Origin of the sequence: Achromobacter sp. NFACC18-2, assembly GCF_900108985.1 — a bacterium.
Classification (GTDB): domain Bacteria; phylum Pseudomonadota; class Gammaproteobacteria; order Burkholderiales; family Burkholderiaceae_B; genus Achromobacter.
The window spans coordinates 1-20320 of the sequence record NZ_FNYM01000013.1 but is presented as its reverse complement, the minus strand read 5'-3'; the positions used below and the strand labels follow the sequence as shown (position 1 = coordinate 20320).

19 protein-coding genes are annotated in these 20320 nt (G+C 66.8%); 15 read left to right on the top strand and 4 right to left on the bottom strand.

From position 1 onward, the window contains the following. Window positions 1-106: 106 nt before the first annotated feature. Both ilvD and BMW75_RS19315 read right to left on the bottom strand, forming a co-directional pair. Window positions 107-1975 carry a dihydroxy-acid dehydratase gene (gene ilvD, locus BMW75_RS19320; RefSeq protein WP_076517345.1) on the bottom strand — a complete coding sequence of 623 codons (1869 nt, stop codon included), beginning with the start codon at window positions 1973-1975 and terminating at the stop codon, window positions 107-109. Window positions 1976-2137: 162 nt separating this feature from the next. After that, window positions 2138-3037 (bottom strand): LysR family transcriptional regulator, encoded by a 900-nt coding sequence (locus BMW75_RS19315; protein ID WP_092581468.1) that lies wholly within the window; start codon window positions 3035-3037, stop codon window positions 2138-2140. 157 nt (window positions 3038-3194) lie between these two features. On the opposite strand from BMW75_RS19315, the gene BMW75_RS19310 reads away from it, so the two are divergent. Continuing rightward, window positions 3195-3740 (top strand): GNAT family N-acetyltransferase, encoded by a 546-nt coding sequence (locus BMW75_RS19310; protein WP_076517349.1) that lies wholly within the window; start codon window positions 3195-3197, stop codon window positions 3738-3740. Then, the gene (locus BMW75_RS19305) at window positions 3737-4975 is read left to right on the top strand and encodes an MFS transporter (RefSeq protein ID WP_092581467.1); all 1239 of its coding nucleotides are present in this window, start codon (window positions 3737-3739) and stop codon (window positions 4973-4975) included. Before BMW75_RS19310 ends, BMW75_RS19305 begins: the two co-directional genes overlap by 4 nt. A gap of 171 nt (window positions 4976-5146) precedes the next feature. On the opposite strand, the gene queC is transcribed toward BMW75_RS19305, so the two are convergent. After that, window positions 5147-5866: a 7-cyano-7-deazaguanine synthase QueC gene (queC, locus tag BMW75_RS19300; RefSeq protein ID WP_092581466.1), complete on the bottom strand. Its 720-nt coding sequence runs from the start codon at window positions 5864-5866 to the stop codon at window positions 5147-5149. Window positions 5867-6032: 166 nt separating this feature from the next. Here queC and ppc point away from each other — a divergent pair, with 166 nt between their 5' ends. From ppc to BMW75_RS19270, 6 genes are all read left to right on the top strand, one after another. Beyond that, window positions 6033-8882, top strand: coding sequence for a phosphoenolpyruvate carboxylase (gene ppc, locus BMW75_RS19295; RefSeq protein WP_092581465.1), 2850 nt, complete (start codon window positions 6033-6035; stop codon window positions 8880-8882). Window positions 8883-8893: 11 nt separating this feature from the next. Beyond that, window positions 8894-9706: an alpha/beta fold hydrolase gene (locus BMW75_RS19290; protein WP_254792070.1), complete on the top strand. Its 813-nt coding sequence runs from the start codon at window positions 8894-8896 to the stop codon at window positions 9704-9706. Between the two features lie 79 nt (window positions 9707-9785). Further along, entirely contained in the window at window positions 9786-10184 is a 399-nt protein-coding gene (locus tag BMW75_RS19285; protein WP_092581464.1) for a VOC family protein, read from the top strand. Between the two features lie 682 nt (window positions 10185-10866). After that, the gene (locus BMW75_RS19280) at window positions 10867-11802 is read left to right on the top strand and encodes a 3-hydroxyacyl-CoA dehydrogenase family protein (protein WP_076521833.1); all 936 of its coding nucleotides are present in this window, start codon (window positions 10867-10869) and stop codon (window positions 11800-11802) included. Between the two features lie 175 nt (window positions 11803-11977). Next, a complete protein-coding gene (locus tag BMW75_RS19275; RefSeq protein WP_092581463.1) occupies window positions 11978-13318 on the top strand; it encodes a short-chain fatty acid transporter in 1341 nt (446 codons plus the stop codon). A 27-nt stretch (window positions 13319-13345) separates the two neighbouring features. Then, window positions 13346-14074, top strand: a complete 729-nt coding sequence (locus tag BMW75_RS19270) for an SDR family NAD(P)-dependent oxidoreductase (RefSeq protein ID WP_076517365.1) — start codon at window positions 13346-13348, stop codon at window positions 14072-14074. Window positions 14075-14127: 53 nt separating this feature from the next. Here BMW75_RS19270 and BMW75_RS19265 read toward each other — a convergent pair whose 3' ends face one another. After that, window positions 14128-14910 (bottom strand): IclR family transcriptional regulator, encoded by a 783-nt coding sequence (locus BMW75_RS19265; RefSeq protein WP_076517367.1) that lies wholly within the window; start codon window positions 14908-14910, stop codon window positions 14128-14130. A 193-nt stretch (window positions 14911-15103) separates the two neighbouring features. Here BMW75_RS19265 and BMW75_RS19260 point away from each other — a divergent pair, with 193 nt between their 5' ends. The 7 genes from BMW75_RS19260 to BMW75_RS19230 all read left to right on the top strand — a co-directional run bounded on the left by BMW75_RS19260 (window position 15104) and on the right by BMW75_RS19230 (window position 20304). Then, window positions 15104-15793 carry a 3-oxoacid CoA-transferase subunit A gene (locus BMW75_RS19260; protein ID WP_092581462.1) on the top strand — a complete coding sequence of 230 codons (690 nt, stop codon included), beginning with the start codon at window positions 15104-15106 and terminating at the stop codon, window positions 15791-15793. Further along, window positions 15790-16434: a 3-oxoacid CoA-transferase subunit B gene (locus BMW75_RS19255; protein WP_076517368.1), complete on the top strand. Its 645-nt coding sequence runs from the start codon at window positions 15790-15792 to the stop codon at window positions 16432-16434. Before BMW75_RS19260 ends, BMW75_RS19255 begins: the two co-directional genes overlap by 4 nt. 108 nt (window positions 16435-16542) lie before the next feature. Continuing rightward, a complete protein-coding gene (gene catC / locus BMW75_RS19250; protein ID WP_076517370.1) occupies window positions 16543-16818 on the top strand; it encodes a muconolactone Delta-isomerase in 276 nt (91 codons plus the stop codon). Between the two features lie 12 nt (window positions 16819-16830). Then, window positions 16831-17127, top strand: coding sequence for a YciI family protein (locus tag BMW75_RS19245; RefSeq protein WP_092581461.1), 297 nt, complete (start codon window positions 16831-16833; stop codon window positions 17125-17127). A 52-nt stretch (window positions 17128-17179) separates the two neighbouring features. Next, a complete protein-coding gene (gene pcaD / locus BMW75_RS19240; RefSeq protein WP_092581460.1) occupies window positions 17180-17959 on the top strand; it encodes a 3-oxoadipate enol-lactonase in 780 nt (259 codons plus the stop codon). Window positions 17960-17964: 5 nt separating this feature from the next. Next, complete coding sequence (locus BMW75_RS19235) at window positions 17965-19005, top strand: cyclase family protein (protein WP_076517375.1); 1041 nt, start codon at window positions 17965-17967, stop codon at window positions 19003-19005. A 157-nt stretch (window positions 19006-19162) separates the two neighbouring features. Next, a protein-coding gene (locus tag BMW75_RS19230; protein ID WP_254792069.1) for an IS3 family transposase occupies window positions 19163-20304 on the top strand; the annotation gives its coding sequence in 2 pieces (ribosomal slippage) (window positions 19163-19415 and window positions 19415-20304; 1143 coding nt in all). Window positions 20305-20320: the final 16 nt, after the last annotated feature.

Sequence of the window (20320 nt, the reverse complement as noted above, 5' to 3'; positions counted from 1 at the left end):
TGTATTTTTACATTACAGCCCGGAACCTGTAAGCGGAATATGCCTTCCAAAGAAAAAAGCGGCGCACGAAGTGCGCCGCCTTTCACATCAACCCGCCATCAAACGATCAGCGCTTGCCCTTCAGCTTGAGCTGCGACAGATCGCGCACCGCGCCGCGATCCGCCGACGTGGCCAGCGCGGCATAGGCCTGCAGCGCCTGCGACACCACGCGTTCGCGGCCCACCGGCTCCCAGCCGTCGGCGCGCGCGTCCATCGCGGCGCGGCGACGGGCCAGTTCGTCATCAGACACGGCAAGGTGGATCTTGCGGTTGGGGATGTCGATCTCGATCGTGTCGCCTTCTTCGACCAGGCCGATCGTGCCGCCTTCGGCCGCTTCCGGCGAGGCGTGGCCGATCACCAGGCCCGACGAGCCGCCCGAGAAGCGGCCGTCGGTGAAGAGCGCGCAGGTCTTGCCCAGGCCCTTGGACTTCAGGTAGGACGTGGGATACAGCATTTCCTGCATGCCGGGGCCGCCCTTGGGGCCTTCATAGCGGATCACCACCACGTCGCCCGCGACGACCTTGTCGCCCAGAATGCCTTCGACGGCGTCGTCCTGGCTTTCGAAGACGCGCGCGCGGCCCGTGAAGACCCACTGCGACTCGTCCACGCCGGCCGTCTTCACGATGCAACCCTTTTCCGCCAGGTTGCCGTACAGCACGGCCAGGCCCCCGTCCTTGGAATAGGCGTTTTCCTTGCTGCGGATGCAACCCGTCTTGCGGTCGGTGTCCAGCGTCAGGAACGTGGCGTCCTGGCTGAACGCCACCGTGGTCGGGATGCCGCCGGGGGCCGCGCGGTAGAACTTCTGCGCGGCTTCGCCGGCGCCGCCGGCCACGTCCCATTGCTGGATCGCGTTGCCCAGCGTGCCGCTGTGCACGTTGCCGCAGGACAGGTCCAGCAGATCGGCGCGCGCCAGTTCACCCAGGATGCCCAGGATGCCGCCGGCGCGGTGCACGTCTTCGATGTGGTACTTGTCGGTGGCGGGCGCCGCCTTGCACAGGCACGGCACCTTGCGCGAGATGCGGTCGATGTCGGCCATGGTGAAGTCCACGCCGGCTTCCTGCGCGGCGGCCAACAAATGCAGCACGGTGTTGGTGGAACCGCCCATCGCCACGTCCAGCGCCATCGCGTTCTGGAACGCGCTCTTGGTGGCGATGCTGCGCGGCAGGACGGATTCGTCTTCTTCGACGTAGTAGCGGCGGCACAGGTCCACGACCAGGCGGCCGGCCTGCTCGAACAGGCCCTTGCGCCACGCGTGCGTGGCGACGATGGTGCCGTTGCCCGGCAGCGCCAGGCCGATGGCTTCGGTCAGGCAGTTCATCGAGTTCGCGGTGAACATGCCGGAACAGGAGCCGCAGGTCGGGCACGCGCTGCGCTCGACTTCGGCCACCTCGGCGTCCGACACGTTGGGGTCGGCGGCCTTGATCATGGCGTCGACGAGGTCGATCTTGGCAATGACCTTGCCGTCGGTGGGCGACTTGACCTTGCCCGCTTCCATCGGACCGCCCGACACGAAGACGACCGGGATGTTCAGGCGCATGGCGGCCATCAGCATCCCCGGGGTGATCTTGTCGCAGTTGGAGATGCAGACCATGGCGTCGGCGCAGTGCGCGTTGACCATGTACTCGACCGAGTCCGCGATCAGTTCGCGCGAGGGCAGCGAATACAGCATGCCGCCGTGGCCCATGGCGATGCCGTCGTCCACGGCGATGGTGTTGAATTCCTTGGCGACGCCGCCGGCGGCCTCGATTTCCTTGGCCACCAACGCGCCCAGGTCGCGCAGGTGCACGTGGCCCGGGACGAACTGCGTGAACGAGTTCACCACGGCGATGATCGGCTTGCCGAAGTCGCCATCCTTCATGCCGGTGGCGCGCCAGAGGGCGCGGGCGCCGGCCATGTTGCGGCCGTGGGTCGAAGTGCGGGAACGGTAGTGCGGCATGATCTGTCTCGGGCTGGTGCTGTTAGCTTGGGCGGCAAAACGGTAAATAATACGCTGGATCCGGGGCCGGCCGCCTCGCGGCCGCCCTGAAAAGGACGATTGGCCGTCAGGCGGACGCCACGCCGCGCACCGCGCAAGCGCTGGCCGCCGCGCGCTGCCGCATCACGGGGTGCGGAGTCGCAGCGCCAGCAGCGCGTCCTGCAGATGCCGCAACCCGCGGCTGAGCGGCTTGTCGCGGCGCAGGACGATGGCCAGGTCGCGCGACAGGCGCGGCGTCAGGGGCCGAACCGCAAGCGCCTCGCGCCGGCCCGCGCCCGATACGGCCAGTCCAGGCAGCACCGCGCACCCCAGCCCCGCTCCGACGATCTCCTTCATCGCTTCCGTGCTGCCCAGCTCCATGATCGGCTTGGCCGCCACGCCCGCGGCCTCGAACCAGTCATCCACGAGCCGCCGCGTGCGCGCGCCGGGCTCGAACAGCACGAGCGGCAGCCGCGCCAGCGACTGCGGCGTCACGACCTCGGGAATGGCGGCGGCGTCGCGCGCCGGGAAGATCGCCACGAACTCGTCTTCCATCACGGTCGTCGCCTGGAACATGCGGCCCGGCGCGGGCAGCGTGATCAGGACGATGTCCAGCGTGTTGGCCTCCAGCCCGCGCAGCATGTCCGCCGTATTGCCCGTGCTGGCCACGATATCCAGCGCCGGAAACCGCTGGCGCAGGTCGGCCAGCACCGGCGGCAGCAGATAGGTGCAGGCCGTGGCCCCCGTGCCGAGCCGGATGCGCCCGGACACCTGCGACGCATGCGCGGTCATGGCCTGTTCGGCCTGCGCCAGCGCGCCGTCGATCACGCGGATATGGGCCAGCAATTCCAGCCCCGCCGCCGTCGGTCCCGCGCGCCTTCCCACCCGCTCCACCAGCTTCAGTCCGAAGCGCCGCTCAAGCTGCCGGATCTGCAGGCTGACCGCCGGCTGCGTCACCCCGCCCCGCTCGGCGGCGGCGGAGAAACTGCCCAGTTCGACGACCTGCGCGAATGTGCGCAAATGGTCCAGGTTCAGGCCACGCATGACTCAATCCAAAGTTTTCCTTATGAAAATCATAATAGACCAAAGCTTTATTAATGAAACGGCTTGGCCCACACTGGCGCATGTCCGTAAGAAATCCAGACGGACCGATCCTGAACCCCCTTTCACCGCTCAATCCGCACTGACCCGCCGGCCGCCCATGTCGCCCCATTCGCCCACCGTCCTCATCCGCGACAGCGCGGAAGCCGATCTGCCCGCCATCAAGACCATCTACGCACACCACGTGGAGCACGGCACCGCCTCGTTCGAACTCGAGCCGCCCTCCATCGCCGAGATGCGCCAGCGCCGCGCCGGCGTCCTGGAAAAGGAAATGCCCTACCTTGTCGCTGAAATCAACGGCGAAGTCGTGGGCTACGCCTACGTCACGCCTTACCGCCCTCGGCCGGCCTACCGGCACACCGTCGAAGACTCCGTCTACGTCAAGGCCGGCCGCGCCGGGCTGGGCATCGGCGGCAAGCTGCTCGCCGAGCTGATCGCGCGCTGCACGGCCGCCGGGTGGCGCCAGATGCTGGCCGTGGTCGGCGACAGCCGCAACGCCGCCTCGCTCGCCCTGCACGCCAGCCAGGGCTTTCATCCGGTTGGCACGCTGCGGTCCGTGGGTCACAAGCACGGCGAGTGGCGCGACACCGTCCTCATGCAGCGCAGCCTGGGCGAAGGCGACACCACGCCGCCGCAGCGGCCATGATCCGAGCGCGCGCCGTCGTCTGCCTGGGCCTGACCCAGCTCGTCGGCTGGGGCGTCACCTTCTACCTGATCGGTGCCCTGGGTCCGGCCATGAGCGCCGACCTGGGCTGGAACACCGCCACCGTCTACGGCGGCTTCTCGGCCGCCATCGTCGTGATGGCGCTGGTCTCGCCCGCCGCGGGCGCTGCGGTGGACCGTTGGGGCGGCCACCGCGTCATGCCCGCCGGCGCCGTGCTGTCCGCCTTGGGCTGCGCCCTGCTTGCCATCACGCACACCCACGTCCTCTACTTCGCGGCCTGGGCGGCGCTGGGCGTCGGCATGCGCCTGTGCCTGTACGACGCCGCCTTCGCGGCCCTCGCCCGCGCGGCCGGCCCCGCCGCGCGCCGGCCCATGTCGCAGATCACCCTGTTCGGCGGCCTGGCGTCCACCGTCATGTGGCCCGTCGGCCACTTCCTTGCCGAATGGCTGGGCTGGCGCGGCGCCGCCCTGTGCTATGCCGCGCTCGCTCTCGCCACCCTTCCCCTCTACCTGGCCCTGCCGCGCCGCCGCTACACCGCCCCCACCGCCGTCCCCGGCACAACCGCCACCGGCCTGACGCGCACCGCCCGCGAACGCCGCCTCGCCGCCATCCTGTACGCCGTCATGGCCATGCTGACGAACTTCCTGGCCGCCGGCAACGCCGCCCACCTTTTCTCCCTGCTCACCGGCCTGGGGCTGGCCGCCGCGGCCGCCGTGAGCGTCGCCGCCCTGTGGGGCATCGGCCAATTCGCCGCCCGCCTGGGGGATGTCCTCGTGGGCGCCCGCCTGCACCCCTTGACCCTCAACCTGGCGGTGGGCATTGCGCTGCCGCTCTGCTTTCTGCTGCCCTTGATTCCCGGCGGCCACCTGTACGCCACCGCCGCCTACACCCTGCTCTACGGCGCCTGCAACGGCCTCATGACCATCACGCGCGGCACCCTGCCTTTGGCCCTCTTCGACTTCCGCAGCTATGGGGCGCTGGTCGGCTCCCTGCTGATCCCCAGCTTCCTGCTCACGGCCGCCGCGCCCGTCGCCTACGCGTTCATCATCGAATGGCAGGGCGCACGCGCCGCCCTGCTGATTTCCGCCACGCTCGCCGCCTTCATCGCGGCCGCGGCCATTGCGTTGCGATGGAAGTTCATTGGGCGGGTGAATGAGGCAGCGAGAACAGAAGCCGCAGCGCCCGGCGCCGCGTCGGCTGCGCAAGACACAGTGTGAGGCGCACGATCACATGGCGCGGTGTCAGACACCCATGACACGCCGGCGCAAAATGAACAGGCGAATCTCAACGCAGTCAGGCACCTGAAGAACCGTCACCGCAGCCACACGCGAAGCGTCATCGTCAGACGCAAGATAGCTCACAACCAAGAAACGCAAACCGACAGCGACTCACCCCTCGGCAGCAGACGCCACCACCCACTTCTCCCATCCGATCTTCCTCAGCTTGCAGGCTGGGCATTCCCCGCAGCCGTACCCCCAGTCATGCCGGGCTCCGCGCTCGCCCAGGTAGCACGTATGGCTTTCCTCGACGATCGTCTCGACCAGCGCATCCCCGCCCAGCGCATGCGCCAGCGCCCAGGTCTCGGACTTGTCGATCCACATCAGCGGCGTCTCGATCGTCACCCGCGATCCCAGCCCCAGACCCAGCGCCACTTGCTGCGCCTTGATCGTGTCGTCGCGGCAATCCGGATAGCCGGAGAAGTCCGTCTCGCACATGCCGCCCACCAGCACATCCAGTTGACGCCGATAGCCCAGCGCCGCCGCCAGCGTCAAAAACAGCAGGTTGCGCCCCGGCACGAACGTATTCGGCAGTCCGTTGGCCTGCATCTCGATTGCCCGGTCGCTGGTCATGGCGGTATCGCCCACCTGGCCCAGCACCTTCAGGTCCAGCAGATGGTCCTCGCCCAGCCGCGGCGCCCAGTCGGGGAAGTTGGCGCGGATCTCGCGCAGCACGTTCAGGCGCGCGGAAAGTTCGATGTGATGGCGCTGGCCGTAATCGAACGCCACCGTTTCCACATGGGCATAGCGATCCAGCGCCCAGGCCAGGCAAGTGGTGGAGTCCTGGCCGCCCGAAAACAGCACGAGCGCGCGACGTTGATGATTTTGCATAAAGGGGGCTTCTGGAATGACGAAGGGACAACTGGAACTTTAACCGAGCAAATGGGCTTGCCCGTAAGGAACGCTGCGTAAAATCGACCGATCGATTTCCAGGTTTGCCCGCAACGTCCCCTTAGACCTTTCCCTTTCCAACGGCCTCCATACGGATCTCCGCACGATGAATGCCAAGCGCACGCAGTCCGATTCCGCAGCACCCTTGCGTCACGATATCCGGCTGTTAGGCCGACTGTTAGGAGAGGTCATCGAAGAATGCGAAGGCAAGCGCGTCTTCGACACCATCGAGACCCTGCGCCGCACCGCCGTCAAGTTCCGCCGCGAAGGCGACGATGCCGACAGCAAGCTGCTCGAACAGCGCGTCAAGCGGCTGCAGGGCAGCGACCCCAACTCCGTCGCGCGCGCCTTCAGCTACTTCCTGCACCTGGCCAACATTGCCGAAGACCGCGACCAGAACCGCCGCCAGCGCGAACGCGCCCTGACCGACGCCACGCCCGCGCGCGGCAGCCTGCGCGAAGCCATCCAGATCCTGGGCGGACAAGGCGTCGGCGTCGCGCGCATCCGCCGGCTGCTGGCCGAAGCCTGCGTCATGCCCGTGCTCACCGCGCATCCCACCGAAGTGCAGCGCAAGAGCACCCTGGACGTGCACCGCGAGATCTCCACCGCGCTCGCGCAGCGCGAAGCCCAGCTCACGCCCGACGAGCTGGCCGAGCTCGACACCGCCCTGCTCGGCCGCGTCGCCACCCTGTGGCAGACCCGCATGCTGCGCTACACGCGCCTGACGGTCGCCGACGAAATCGAAAACGCGCTCTCGTACTACCGCAGCACCTTCCTGCAGGTCATCCCGCGCCTGTACGGCGACCTGTCCAAGCTGCTCAACCGCGAATCCGCCAAGCCCTTCGCCGCGCCGGCCCCGCCCCTGGAGCCCTTCCTGCGCATGGGAAGCTGGATCGGCGGCGACCGCGACGGCAACCCCAACGTCGACGCCGCCACCCTCGAACGCGCCCTGCTGCGCCAAGCCACCGTCCTCTTCGAGCACTACCTGCAGGAAGTCCACGCGCTGGGCGCCGAACTGTCCATCACCACCCTGCTCATCGCCGTCGACCCGCAACTGCTGGCGCTGGCCGAGCGCAGCGGCGACGACTCGCCGCACCGCCGCGACGAACCCTACCGCCGCGCCCTCGTCGGCGTCTACGCCCGCCTTGCCGCCACCGCGCAGCGCCTGACCGGCCAGAACCTCGCCCGCCGCAGCACCGTCGCCGCGCCCGCCTATGACGCGCCCCAGGAGCTGGCGGCCGACCTGGCCATCATCGCCGCCTCGCTTGCCGCCCACCACGGCGCCCCCGTCGCCAAGCTGCGCCTGTCCGGCCTGCAGCAGGCCGTCGAAGTCTTCGGCTTTCACCTCGCCACGGTCGACCTGCGCCAAAGCTCGGACGTCCACGAAAACGCCCTCGCCGAACTCTTCTCCCGCGCCGGCGTCACGCACGACGGCAAGCCCCTGGACTACCTGGCGCTGTCCGAAGACGAACGCGTCGCGCTGCTGCGCGCCGAACTCGCCCAGGCGCGCCCGCTCGCCTCGCCCTGGATCGCCTACAGCGAAGACACCACCCGCGAACTCGCCGTCCTGCGCGCCGCCGCGGCCGGCCGCGCGCGCTACGGCAAGCAGGCCGTGCGTCAGACCATCGTCTCCCACACCGAGACCCTGAGCGACCTGCTCGAAGTCATGGTCCTGCAAAAAGAAGCCGGCCTCATCGCGCCCGCCGGCCAGGACATCCTCCCCGAAGACGGCCTCATGGTCGTGCCGCTCTTCGAAACCATCCCCGACCTTCAGCGCGGCGCCGACATCATGGCCGCCTGGCTCGACCTGCCCGAAATCCGCCAGCGCGTGAAACGCGCGCAGAACGGCGCGCAGGAAGTCATGCTGGGCTACTCGGACAGCAACAAGGACGGCGGCTTCCTCACGTCCAACTGGTCGCTCTACCAGGCCGAACGCGCGCTCGTCGACGTCTTCTCCAGCCGCAACGTGCGCCTGCGCCTCTTCCACGGACGCGGCGGCTCCGTCGGCCGCGGCGGCGGCTCCAGCTTCGACGCCATCCTCGCCCAGCCCCCCGGCACCGTCGCCGGCCAGATCCGCCTGACCGAACAGGGCGAAGTCATCCAGAGCAAATACAAGGACGCCGAAGTCGGCCGCTGGCACCTTGAACTGCTGGTCGCCGCCACCCTGGAATCCAGCCTCGCGCCCCGCGCCGAAGCCACCAGCGCCGAAGACGCCCACATGGCCCACCACGGCCCCGCCATGTCCTTCATGTCCGACACCGCGCAGCGCACCTACCGTGGCCTCGTCTACGACACCCCCGGCTTCGCCGACTACTTCTTCGCCGCCACGCCCATCAGCGAAATCGCCGGCCTGAACATCGGCTCGCGCCCCGCCTCCCGCAAGAAAGGCCAGCGCATCGAAGACCTGCGCGCCATTCCCTGGGGATTCTCCTGGGCCCAGTGCCGCCTCATGCTCACCGGCTGGTACGGCATGGGTTCCGCCATCGAGGCCTACCTGGAAACCGGCGCGCCCGACGCCCCCCGCTCCCGCCGCAGCCGCCTCGCGCAACTGCGCGAAATGGCCCGCGACTGGCCCGCGTTCCGCACCTTGCTCTCCAACATGGAAATGGTCCTGGCCAAATCCGACCTCGCCATCGCCGCCCGCTACGCCCAACTCGTGCCGCAACGCGCCCTGCGCGAACGCATCTTCGGCGCCATCAGCGCCGAACACGGCCGCACGCTCGCCATGCTCAAGCTCCTGACGCAGCGCGAACTGCTGGCCGACAACCCCACGCTGCAAGCCTCCCTGCGCGAACGCTTCGCCTACATCGACCCGCTGAACTACCTGCAGATCGACCTCATCCGCCGCCACCGCGCCGCGCAGAAAAACCCCGCCGCCGAGGTCGACAAGCGCGTGCAACGCGCCATCCACCTGACAATCAACGGGATCGCGGCGGGGTTGAGGAATTCGGGGTAAGGGACGGCCACGTGAACACCACCTTGCAGGTTGTCTCCGGCGCCGCCACGATCGCCGCCGAAACGGCCGGCAGCGGCATGCCCGTGGTGTTCCTCCACGCCAACGTCTGCGACCGGCGCATGTGGCGCGCCCCGTTGCAGGCCGGCGGCTCGAACTACCAGGCCATCGCCTACGACCGGCGCGGCTTCGGGCAGACACGGACCAAGGCGGAAGACCACTCCGCCGTCGCCGACCTGCTTGCCGTCATCGACGCCACAGCCGGCTCCGTCCCGGTGATCCTGGCCGGCTGCTCCCAAGGCGCCAACATCGCCCTGAATGCAGCCCTGATGCACTCCGCCCGGGTACGCGGCCTGATGCTGATATCGCCCACCGTGAACGGCGCGCCCGCACCGGTCTATCCCTCCGAAATCCAGGAAATGATGGCGCACCAACAACAGGCAGAATCCGGCCGGGACCTCGCCCGGCTCAACGAGATCAAGGCGCGGTTGTTCCTTGACGGGCCATTGGCTCCCGAAGGGCGCGTGTCTGGCCAGACACGGCGCCTGTTCCTGGAGATGAACGCCATCGCGCTGGCCGCCGCCCCCTCGGGAAAGAACCGCGACGATGGCCAGCCCTTTGATCAGCTAGGAAACATCGACGTCCCGGCCTCGGTCATATGGGGAAAGCTGGACTTTCCCCACATCCAGCAGCGCGCTCAAACGGTGGCGCGCTTGTTGCCGAATGCGCAAGCCCACGCGCTGCGGGACGTCGCCCATCTGCCCGGTCTGGAGCAGCCCGGTGAAGTGACCGAACTCCTCAACCAGCTGGTCAAGCGCTGCACCTGATCCGCGCGGGGTCCCACCTGGATCACGGACGAAGCAGACACCCGGCGCATCGAAGCGCCCTTCCAGGAAGTGTCCACCCATGTTCTCGCACATCTTCGTCAGCGTCAGCGACTTCGACCGCGCCCTGCGCTTCTACAGCGCCATGTTTGAAACCCTTGGGGTCGAATCGCGATTCTGCGATAGAGACCGGCCGTGGGCCGGGTGGCAAAGCAGCGGCCAGCAGCGCCCGTATTTCGTGATTTGCAGGCCCCACAACGGTTTGCCGCATGAACCGGGCAATGGGCAGATGGTCGCGTTCATGGCCGATTCCCGGGACGCGGTGCGGCGGGCGCATCAAGCCGCCCTTGAAAACGGCGGCACCTGCGAGGGCCCGCCGGGTCTTCGGCCCGAGTATCACGCGCATTACTACGGCGCCTACTTCCGCGATCCGGATGGCAACAAGCTTTGCGTGGCCTGTCATAGCGCCACTGAAGCGTAGCGCCGCGCAACCCACGACAACCTCCGCCCACCGCCGCAAGCGCGCAGCGTCCCCGCTCCGACGCAAGACACCGCGTAAGCCCCACCAGGCCGCCCGCGCGGCCGCCGTGGGGCGGGCCCCGCAAGACGCTCCAAATCCACGCCGCAGCAGCAAAGAACCTAAAGAACCCATCTCGCCCCAGCGGCCGGCAAGCTCAAACCACAGAGCCCGGCGTGGCGGCGGCCTGGGGTGCGCGGGGCGTGTAGATGCGCCCGACGGAATCCGAAGGAATCGCCGAAGGCGATGACGAGGATGAGGCAGGGGCAGTCCGGAGCGAAGGCTCCGGACCGCAATCGTAGCCCCGCGCGCCCCAGGCCGCCGACGCGCCGGGCGTCAGAAGAACGCTCCCCTACAACGGCCAAAAGCCCAGCATCAAAAGAACCCCGCCCTACGCCAGCAACGACCTCGCCTCCCTCACCGTCCACCCACCGAACACCCCCCATCCCCCATTTGTCCACCCCCGGCGACTTTTAGTACTATCCCCGACAGAAATTCTATATACGCACAAATGTTCGTATATAGAACAAAACGATTTTTCTGGCCGAGCGCGCACAGAAAGGCACCCCTGGACGAGACAGAGTTCACCCTGATCCCCCGCGTGCCCGCCTGCAAGCCGCCCGCCGCAAGCATCCAGCGAGCCATCATGGAAACTCCCCTCAAGAACGTCGCCATCATCGGCGCAGGCGCCATGGGCAGCGGCATCGCCGCGCTGTTCGCCTCGAAGGGACTCGACGTCGTCCTCATCGACCCGATGGAAGGCGCCCTCGAGCGGGCCTTGAAAACCATCGACCGCCAGTTGAACGTCTACGCCCCCGGCCAGGTCCAGCAAGCCATCCAGCGCATCCGCCTGGAACCCGGCCTTGAAGCCGCCGCCGCCAGCGACCTCGTCATCGAAGCCGTCCCGGAAAACCTGGACCTCAAGCGCGGCATCTTCACCAAGCTCGACGCCCTGTGCCCCGCGCACACCGTCTTCGCCACCAACACCTCCGGCCTGTCCATCAACGCCATCGCCAGCGCCGTCCTGCGCCGCGACCGCTTCGTCGGCGCCCACTTCTTCACGCCCGCCGACGTCATCCCCCTCGTCGAGGTCGTCCGCAACGACGACACCTCCGAAGACACCGTCGCCAAAGTCATGGCCACCCTGCGTTTTGCCGGCAAGCGTCCGGTCCTCGTGCGCCAGGACATCCCCGGCTTCATCGCCAACCGCATCCAGCACGCCCTCGCCCGCGAAGCGATCTCGCTGCTGGAAAAAGGGGTCGCCAGCGCCGAGGACATCGACGAAGTCGTCAAGTGGAGCCTCGGCATCCGCCTCGCCCTGTCCGGCCCGCTCGAACAGCGCGACATGAACGGCATCGACGTCCACTACGCCATCGCCAGCTACCTCTACAAAGACCTCGAAAACCGTACCGAACCGTCCGACCTGCTCAAAAGCAAGGTAGACAGCGGCCAGCTCGGCGCCAAGAGCGGCCAGGGCTTCTACACCTGGAGCCCCGAACGCCGCGAGCGCGTCCTGCGCGAAAAAAGCGCCGCCCTGGGCGAACTGGCCGCCTGGCTGAACGGCAAGGCCGGCGACTCCTGAGCAGCGGCACGCCCCGATTCCAAATACAAGGCGCGGCGGCCATGACCGACCGCGCCACCGGGCCACGAGCCCAGCCACACAAAGAAAAGCAATCGTCCGGCGCGCCCGCACCGTCACCCGATGACGCGCGCCGCCGGACACCAGAGAACCGCCTTACGGAGTTGTTGGAGGCACCATGAATAAATTGGCTTCATTCTTTACCGAGTTGATGCGCAAGTATCTGCCCGATCCGTTCGTCTTTGCGATCGCGCTGACCCTGCTCACCGTGCTGCTCGCCATGGGCATCGAAGGCCAGGGCATCGGCGACGTCACCCGCGCCTGGGGCAAAGGCTTCTGGAGCCTGCTGGCCTTCACCACGCAAATGGCCGTCATCCTCGCCATGGGCTACGTGCTGGCCACCGCGCCGCTGACCGACCGCCTGCTCAACCGCATCGTCAGCCACGTCCACAAGCCGCACACCGCCATCATCGTCGCCACCCTGGTCGGCGGCGTGGGCAGCTACCTGAACTGGGGCTTTGGCCTGGTCATCGGCGGCATCGTCGCCAAGAAACTGGCCCTGAAGGTCAAGGGCGTGCACTATCCCCTGATCATCGCCGCGGCCTATAGCGGCTTCACCATGTACGGCCTGGGCCTGTCGGCCAGCATCCCCGTGCTCGTCGCCACGCCTGGCCATCCTACCGCCAAGCAGATGGGCACCATTCCGCTGTCGGAAACCATCTTCTCCGTGCCCATGCTGATCACCAGCCTGGTCATCATCGTCACGCTGCCGCTGCTCAATGCCTGGCTGCACCCCAAGAAGGGCGAAAAGATCGTCGAGGTCGACCCCAACATCGACCGCGACGCCAACGCCAACAGCGCCGCCGACGACCTGCTGGAAAAAGGCACCCTCGCCTCCAAGCTCAACAACAGCCGCCTGCTCAGCCTGCTCATCGGCGCGCTGGGCGTGGCCTATGTCGTCTTCCACTTCATGGACGGCGGCTCGCTGGACCTGAACCTCATCAACTTCATCATCCTGTTCCTGGGCATCATCCTGCTGGGCACGCCGGCCGCCTACGTCGCCAAGCTGACCGAGGGCATCAAGACCATCTCCGGGATCATCCTGCAGTATCCGTTCTACGCCGGCATCATGGCCATCATGGCCGCGTCGGGCCTGGTCACCTCGATCTCCAAGGTCTTCGTCGACGTCGCCACGCCCGAAACCCTGCCGTTCTGGGGCCTGATCAGCTCGTTCGTCATCAACTTCTTCGCGCCGTCCGCCGGCGGCCACTGGGTCATCCAGGGACCGTTCATGATCGACGCCGCCAAGGAAATCGGCAGCGCGCTCAACCAGACCACCATGGCCGTCATGCTGGGCAACGCCTGGAACGACCTGGTGCAGCCCTTCTGGATCCTGCCGGCGCTGGCCCTGTCCAAGCTGAAACTGCGCGACGTCATGGGCTATACCGTCATCATGATGCTGTGGGTCGGCGTGATCCACATCACCGCAGTGCTGGCATGGGGTTACCTCACCCATTGAATTCTTGAACACTGAACGGAAACCGATATGACCAAACCCACCGCATATCTCGTCACCGGCGGCAGCGCCGGGATCGGCGCCGCCATCATCCGCATGCTGCTCGATGCCGGCCACAAAGTCGTCAACATCGACTACAAGCTGCCCGAGAATCCCCCGGCGGGTCTGGTCTCGTATCAGGCCGATCTGACCGATGAAGCGCGCACCCAGGAAGTCGCCCGCGAAGTCACCAGCGCCTACAACATCGTGGGCCTGGTCAACAACGCTGGCGCCACCCGCCCCGGCACGGCCGACACGGCCACGCTGGCGGACCTGGACTATGTGGTGAACCTGCACCTGCGCACCGCGCTCATCCTGGTACAGGCGGCGCTGCCCGCCATGCGCGAAGCCGGCTTTGGCCGCATCGTCAACATGTCGTCGCGCGCCGCGCTGGGCAAGCCGGACCGCGTCGTCTACTCGGCCACCAAGGCCGGCCTCGTCGGCATGACGCGCACGCTCGCCATGGAACTGGGCGGCGACGGCATCACCGTCAACGCCATCGGCCCCGGCCCCATCGCCACCGACCTCTTCACCAAGAGCAACCCGGCCGGCGCGCCGCAGACCGAGCGCATCATCAACAGCATCGTCGTCAAGCGCCTGGGCACGCCCGAAGACGTGGCGCGCGCCGCGATGTTCTTCCTGTCGCCCGACAACGGCTTCGTCACCGGCCAGATGCTGTATGTCTGCGGCGGCACGACGCTCGGCGTCGCGCCCATCTGAGCGCGGCCGCCATGTCCGTCCGGCCCGACCTCGCCGCCGCCCGCAGGCGCCGCCTAGCGGCGCAGCAGCGCGTGGTTGATCTGGTCGGCCGCGCGGCGCAGCGGCGGCAGAAAGGCCTCCAGCATCGCCTCGCGCGAAAACCGGTTGGCGTGGCCGCTGACGTTCATCGCCGCGATCACGCGGCCGCTGCGATCCAGGATGGGCACCGCCACGGATTGCAGGCCCGGCTCCAGTTCCTGCGCCACGCACGCGTAGCCGTCGGCGCGCACGCCGGCCAGCACGCGCTTGAGCTCGGCCACGTCGGTCACCGTGTGCTCGGTGTAGGCCCGGATCTGGCTCATCGCCAGCACCCGGTCCAGCTCCGCTTCCGGCAGGCCGGCCAGCAGCACGCGGCCCATCGACGTCACCCATGCCGGCAGGCGGCTGCCCACGGCCAGGTTGATCGTCATGACTTTATGCGTGGACAGGCGCAGGATGTAGACAATGTCGGCGCCTTCCAGCACCGACACGGAGCAGGACTCGCGCGTCAGCTCGGCAACTTCTTCCATGTAGGGCAGCGCCAGGTTCCACAGCGGCGTGCCCGACAGATAGGCGTAGCCCAGTTCCAGGATGCGCGGCGTGAGCGCGAACTTGCGGTCATCGACCGTAACGTAGCCCAGGTGCTCCAGCGTCAGCAGGATGCGGCGCGCGCCGGCTCGGGTCAGGCCCGTCACCGCGGCGACCTCGGACAGCGTCATCTGCGAACGTTCCGGACCGAAGGCGCGGATCACCGACAGCCCGCGCGCGAAGGATTGCACGTAGCTGTCGCTGGGTTGCTGGGGATCTTGCTCGGCCATCCGTCTGGTTCCAAGAGTAAAAGGCCCGCCCCGGCGAGCCTTGCGTCGCCCCTTGCGGACGACTCCGAACGATGGAGAGTGCGGTGTGCGGCATGCCTTGACGCCTTCGCATTCCCCATGAAACGATGTTCTTCAGAAGAACGAAAGTTCTAATGAAGAACAAATTATGACACGCCACCTATGAGCGAACATCATGATCTCTAAGCTTGTTGCAAGCGCTGCCGCCGCCCTGGCGGACGTCCCTGACGGCGCCACCGTCATGATCGGCGGCTTCGGCACCGCCGGCCAGCCCATGGAACTGATCGACGCCCTGCTTGAACAGGGCGCCAAGGACCTGGTCATCATCAACAACAACGCCGGCAACGGCACCACGGGCCTCGCCGCCCTGCTGGGCGCCAATCGGGTACGCAAGATCATCTGCTCGTTCCCGCGCCAGGCGGACTCGCAGATCTTCGACGGCCTGTACCGCAGCGGCAAGCTGGAACTGGAACTGGTGCCCCAAGGCAACCTGGCCGAGCGCATCCGCGCCGCCGGCGCCGGCATCGGCGCGTTCTTCACGCCCACCGGCTACGGCACGCCCCTGGCCGACGGCAAGGAAACCCGCGAGATCAACGGCCGCCAGTACGTGCTGGAATATCCGCTGCACGCCGATTACGCGCTGATCAAGGCCGAGCGCGGCGACCGCTGGGGCAACCTGGTCTATCGCAAGACCGCCCGCAACTTCGGCCCCATCATGGCCAGCGCCGCGCGCGTGGCCGTGGCGCAGGTGCGTGAGATCGTCGAACTGGGCGAGCTGGACCCCGAAACCGTCGTCACCCCCGGCATCTTCGTCAAGCGCGTCGTGCAGATCGCAGGCCAGCCGGCCGCCAAGGAGCAGCAATGAGCACCAAACTGACCCGCGACCAGATCGCCGCCCGCGTCGCGCAGGACATCCCCGAAGGCGCCTACGTCAACCTGGGCATCGGCCTGCCCACCCTGGTCGCCAACCACCTGCCGGCCGGCCGCGAAGTCATCCTGCACACCGAGAACGGCATGCTGGGCATGGGCCCCGCGCCCGCCAAGGGCGAGGAAGACTATGACCTCATCAACGCCGGCAAGCAGCCCGTCACCGAGCTGCCCGGCTGCTCGTTCTTCCATCACGCCGATTCGTTCGCGATGATGCGCGGCGGCCACCTGGACATCTGCGTGCTGGGCGCCTTCCAGGTGTCGCAGCACGGCGACCTGGCCAACTGGCACACCGGCGCGCCCGACGCCATCCCCGCCGTGGGCGGCGCGATGGACCTGGCCATCGGCGCCAAGGACGTCTTCGTGATGATGGAACTGCAGACCCGCGAAGGCCAGAGCAAGCTGGTCGAGACCTGCACCTACCCGCTGACCGGCGTGCGCTGCGTGTCGCGCGTTTACACGGACGTGGCGGTGTTCGACATCAACGCCAATGGCGTGACGGTCACCGACATCTTCGGCGACACCACCGCCGACGACCTGCTGCGCCTGACCGGCCTGCCGCTGAAATTTGCGAACTGACGTTTTCCCGCTGAAGTTTTCCGATTGAATCGGCGCGCTGGATCGCCAGCCGCCGATGTTGCCGATACACCGCCCCGCGCGCCGGGGCGGCATCATGGAGAGTCCATCATGTTGTTCATGGTTCAAATGCAAGTCAATCTGCCCGTCGACATGCCCGCCGAGCGCGCCGACAAGCTCAAGGCCGACGAAAAGGCCCTGGCGCAGCAACTGCAGCGCGACGGCAAATGGAAGAGCCTGTGGCGCGTCGTCGGCCGCTACGCCAACGTCAGCATCTTCGACGTCGACAGCAACGACGAACTGCACACGCTGCTGTCGTCGCTGCCGCTCTTTCCGTACATGGATATCGAAGTCACCGCGCTTGCGCGCCATCCCTCGGCGATCTGACAGGAGCCTGGCATGCCCTACATCATCGAAACCTTCGACAAGCCCAATCACCAGGAAGTGCGCCAGCAGCACCGCGCCAAGCACCTGGAATACCTGGACGCCAACAAGCAGCTCCTGCTGGCGTGCGGCGCCAAGCTGCAGGATGACGGCAAGGATGCCGGCGGCGGCCTGTACATCGTCGACGTGGAAACGCGCGACGCCGCGCAGCAGTTCATCGACGCCGACCCGTTCGCGCAAGCCAACCTGTTCGACCGCGTGACCATCACCCGCTGGCGCAAAGCCTACGTCGACGGCGTCTGCCACCTGTAATACCCGCGCGGCCGCCCCACGCGCGGCCGCGGCTTTCCCCGAGGAATCCCACATGTCTTATGCCGATCTCAGCCAGGCACGGCTGTTCTACGTCATCGATGGCCCCGCCGACGCGCCGGTGCTCGTGCTCTCCAATTCGCTGGGCACCTGCTCCGACATGTGGGCCCGCCAGATCCCCGAGCTCACCAAGCACTTCCGCGTCCTGCGCTACGACACCCGCGGCCACGGTAAGTCCTCCATCCCCGAAGGCGAGTACAGCTTCGAACAGCTGGGCAACGACGTCGCGGAACTGCTGGCCCACCTGGACATCAAGCGCGCGCATTTCTGCGGCCTGTCCATGGGCGGCCCGACCGGCCTGTGGCTCGCGCTTGCGCGGCCCGAACTCGTCGGCAAGCTGATCCTGTGCAACACCGCCGCGCGCATCGGCTCGGCCGAAGGCTGGAGCGCCCGCATCGCCGCGGTCGCCGAGCAGACGCTGGAAAAGATGGCGCCCACGCTCGTCGAGCGCTGGCTGACCGATGGCTACCGCGCCGCGCAACCGGGTCTCACGCAAGTCCTGATCGACATGCTGCGCCGCACGCCGGACGCCGGTTATTCCGCGAATTGCGCCGCGCTGCGCGATGCCGACTTCCGCGAACAGGTGGCGTCCATCACCGCGCCCACGCTGGTCATCTCCAGCACGCACGACCTGGCCGCCACGCCCGCGCAAGGCCGCGAACTGGCCGCCGCCATTCCCGGCGCGCGCTATGTGGAACTGGACACCTCCCACATCTCGAACTGGGAACAGCCGGAAGCCTTCACCCGCGCGGTCGTCGACTTCCTGTCGGAGTGAGCCGCATGCAACGCTGGAAGCAACGGCCCGAAGGCTCCAACTGGGGCGACTTCGGGCCCGACGACCAACTCGGCCGCCTGAATCTCATCACCGAAGAACAGGTCCTGAAAGGCGCGCGCGAGATCCGCGCGGGCAAGACCTTCTGCCTGTCCCTGCCGCTGGACCTGCCGGGCGGCAACGTCCTGAACCCGCGCCGCCATCCCCCGCGCCTGAGCCCCACGACGCTCAAGGACACGCCGTACCTGAACTTTCCGCTGAAGAACGTCAACCCGGACGCGCTGGACGTGCTGAGCGATGACCAGGTGCTGCTGTCCATGCAGTATTCGACGCAGTGGGACGCGCTGGCGCACGTGGGCGCCCTGTTCGACGCCGATGGCGACGGCAAGCCCGAGCTGCGCTACTACAACGGCTTTCAGGCCGGCGTGGACGTCGTCGGCCCCGCCGATGGCGACCACACCGGATGCGGCTGCAACAGCGGCGGCCCCTCCGCCGCGCTCAAGCTCGGCATCGAGAACCTGGCGCAGAAAGGCATGCAAGGCCGCGGCGTGCTGGTGGACCTGTTCCGCCACTACGGCCCGGGCCGCACACTGATCGGCCACGCCGAACTGATGCACGTCCTGGAAACGGACCGCATCACCGTCGAGCCCGGCGACATGCTGGTGCTGCGCACCGGCTACGCCGAAGCCGTGGTCGCCATGAACGGCACGCCGGACCCTGACGTGCTGCACACCTATGGCGCCGCGCTGGACGGCACCGACGACGCGCTGCTGCAATGGATCACGGACAGCGGCATCGCCGCCCTCTGCGCCGACAACTACGCGGTGGAAGCCTATCCCGCCCGCGAAAAGGCCGGCGCGCGCCCCATGCTGCCGCTGCACCACCATTGCCTCTTCAAGCTGGGTCTGCCGCTGGCCGAACTCTGGTATCTGAAGGACCTGGCAGCGTTCCTGCACGCCAACGGACGCCACCATTTCATGCTGACCGCACCGCCGCTGCGGCTGCCGCACGCGATCGGATCGCCGGTCACGCCGATCGCGACCGCTTGACGCCCCTGGTGCGGGTGTCTGACACCCACACGCCATCCTGAACCGGCGCCAAGTGGGTGTCAGACCCCCCTGTAACGTGACCCTAACCCAGTTTTTAGTACCGATCTAAATTAGAGAATTCCGGCATTATTTCACCATATGGAATAGGAGCCATGCCGTGAAGAGATCGAAATACACCGAAGAGCAAATCGCCTTTGCGCTGAAGCAGGCCGAACTGGGAACGGCCGTATCCGAGGTCTGCCGCAAGATGGGCGTGAGCGAAGCCACCTTCTACAACTGGAAGAAGAAATTCGGCGGGCTTGGTCCCTCGGAGTTGCGACGGCTGCGCCAGCTTGAAGAGGAGTGCAATCGCCTTAAGCGCTTGGTCGCGGACCTGTCGCTGGACAAGGCAATGTTGCAGGACGTTCTGGCAAAAAAGCTCTGAAGCCTTCGCTGCGCCGCGTACTCGTGGATGATCTGATGAAGCGCTACGGCGTCGGCGTGACCAAGGCATGCGCCGCAGTCATGATTTCCCGGTCGTTGTATCGCTACGAATCGTGCCGACGCGACAGTGGCGCGCTGGTCATGCGAATCCACGAGATAGCGCATACGCGCGTTCACTACGGATACCGGCGTGTACACGTGATGCTGCGCCGCGAAGGCTATCGAGACAATCACAAACGGGTCTACCGTTTGTATCGAGAACAAGGCTTGTCGTTGCGGCACAAGCGCCCCAAGCGCAATAAGTCGGCGCAACGTCGCCAACCCAAAGCGGTCGCGCAAGCCATCAATGACATCTGGAGCATGGACTTCGTCATGGACCAATTGTTCGATGGTCGCCGCCTGCGTGCTTTGACTCTGGTCGACAATTACACCAGAGAGTGTCTGGCCATCGACATTGGGCAAAACCTGCGGGGTGACGATGTGGTGGCGACGCTCGGTCGCGTATGCGCACTGCGCGGCCTGCCGCGCGTCATCAAAACCGATAACGGCAGCGAGTTTATCTCCAAAGCCATGGACAAATGGGCATACGAAAGTGGGGTGGAAATCGACTTCAGCCGGCCCGGCAAGCCGACGGACAATGCGCAGTGCGAATCCTTCAATGGCCGCTTCCGTCAGGAATGCCTGAACAGCCACTGGTTCTTGTCATTTGCCGACGCCAAGGAGAAAATCGACGCCTGGCGGACGTACTATAACGAGGTTCGTCCCCACTCCGCGCTGAAGTGGCAGGCACCTGCTGAATACGCGCGCCAGCACTTGGCCAGCGGCCATAGTACCAACCTCAATGAGCCGGAAATCTCTACTTCTGATCCGGACTAATTCGGGGTTAGGGTCA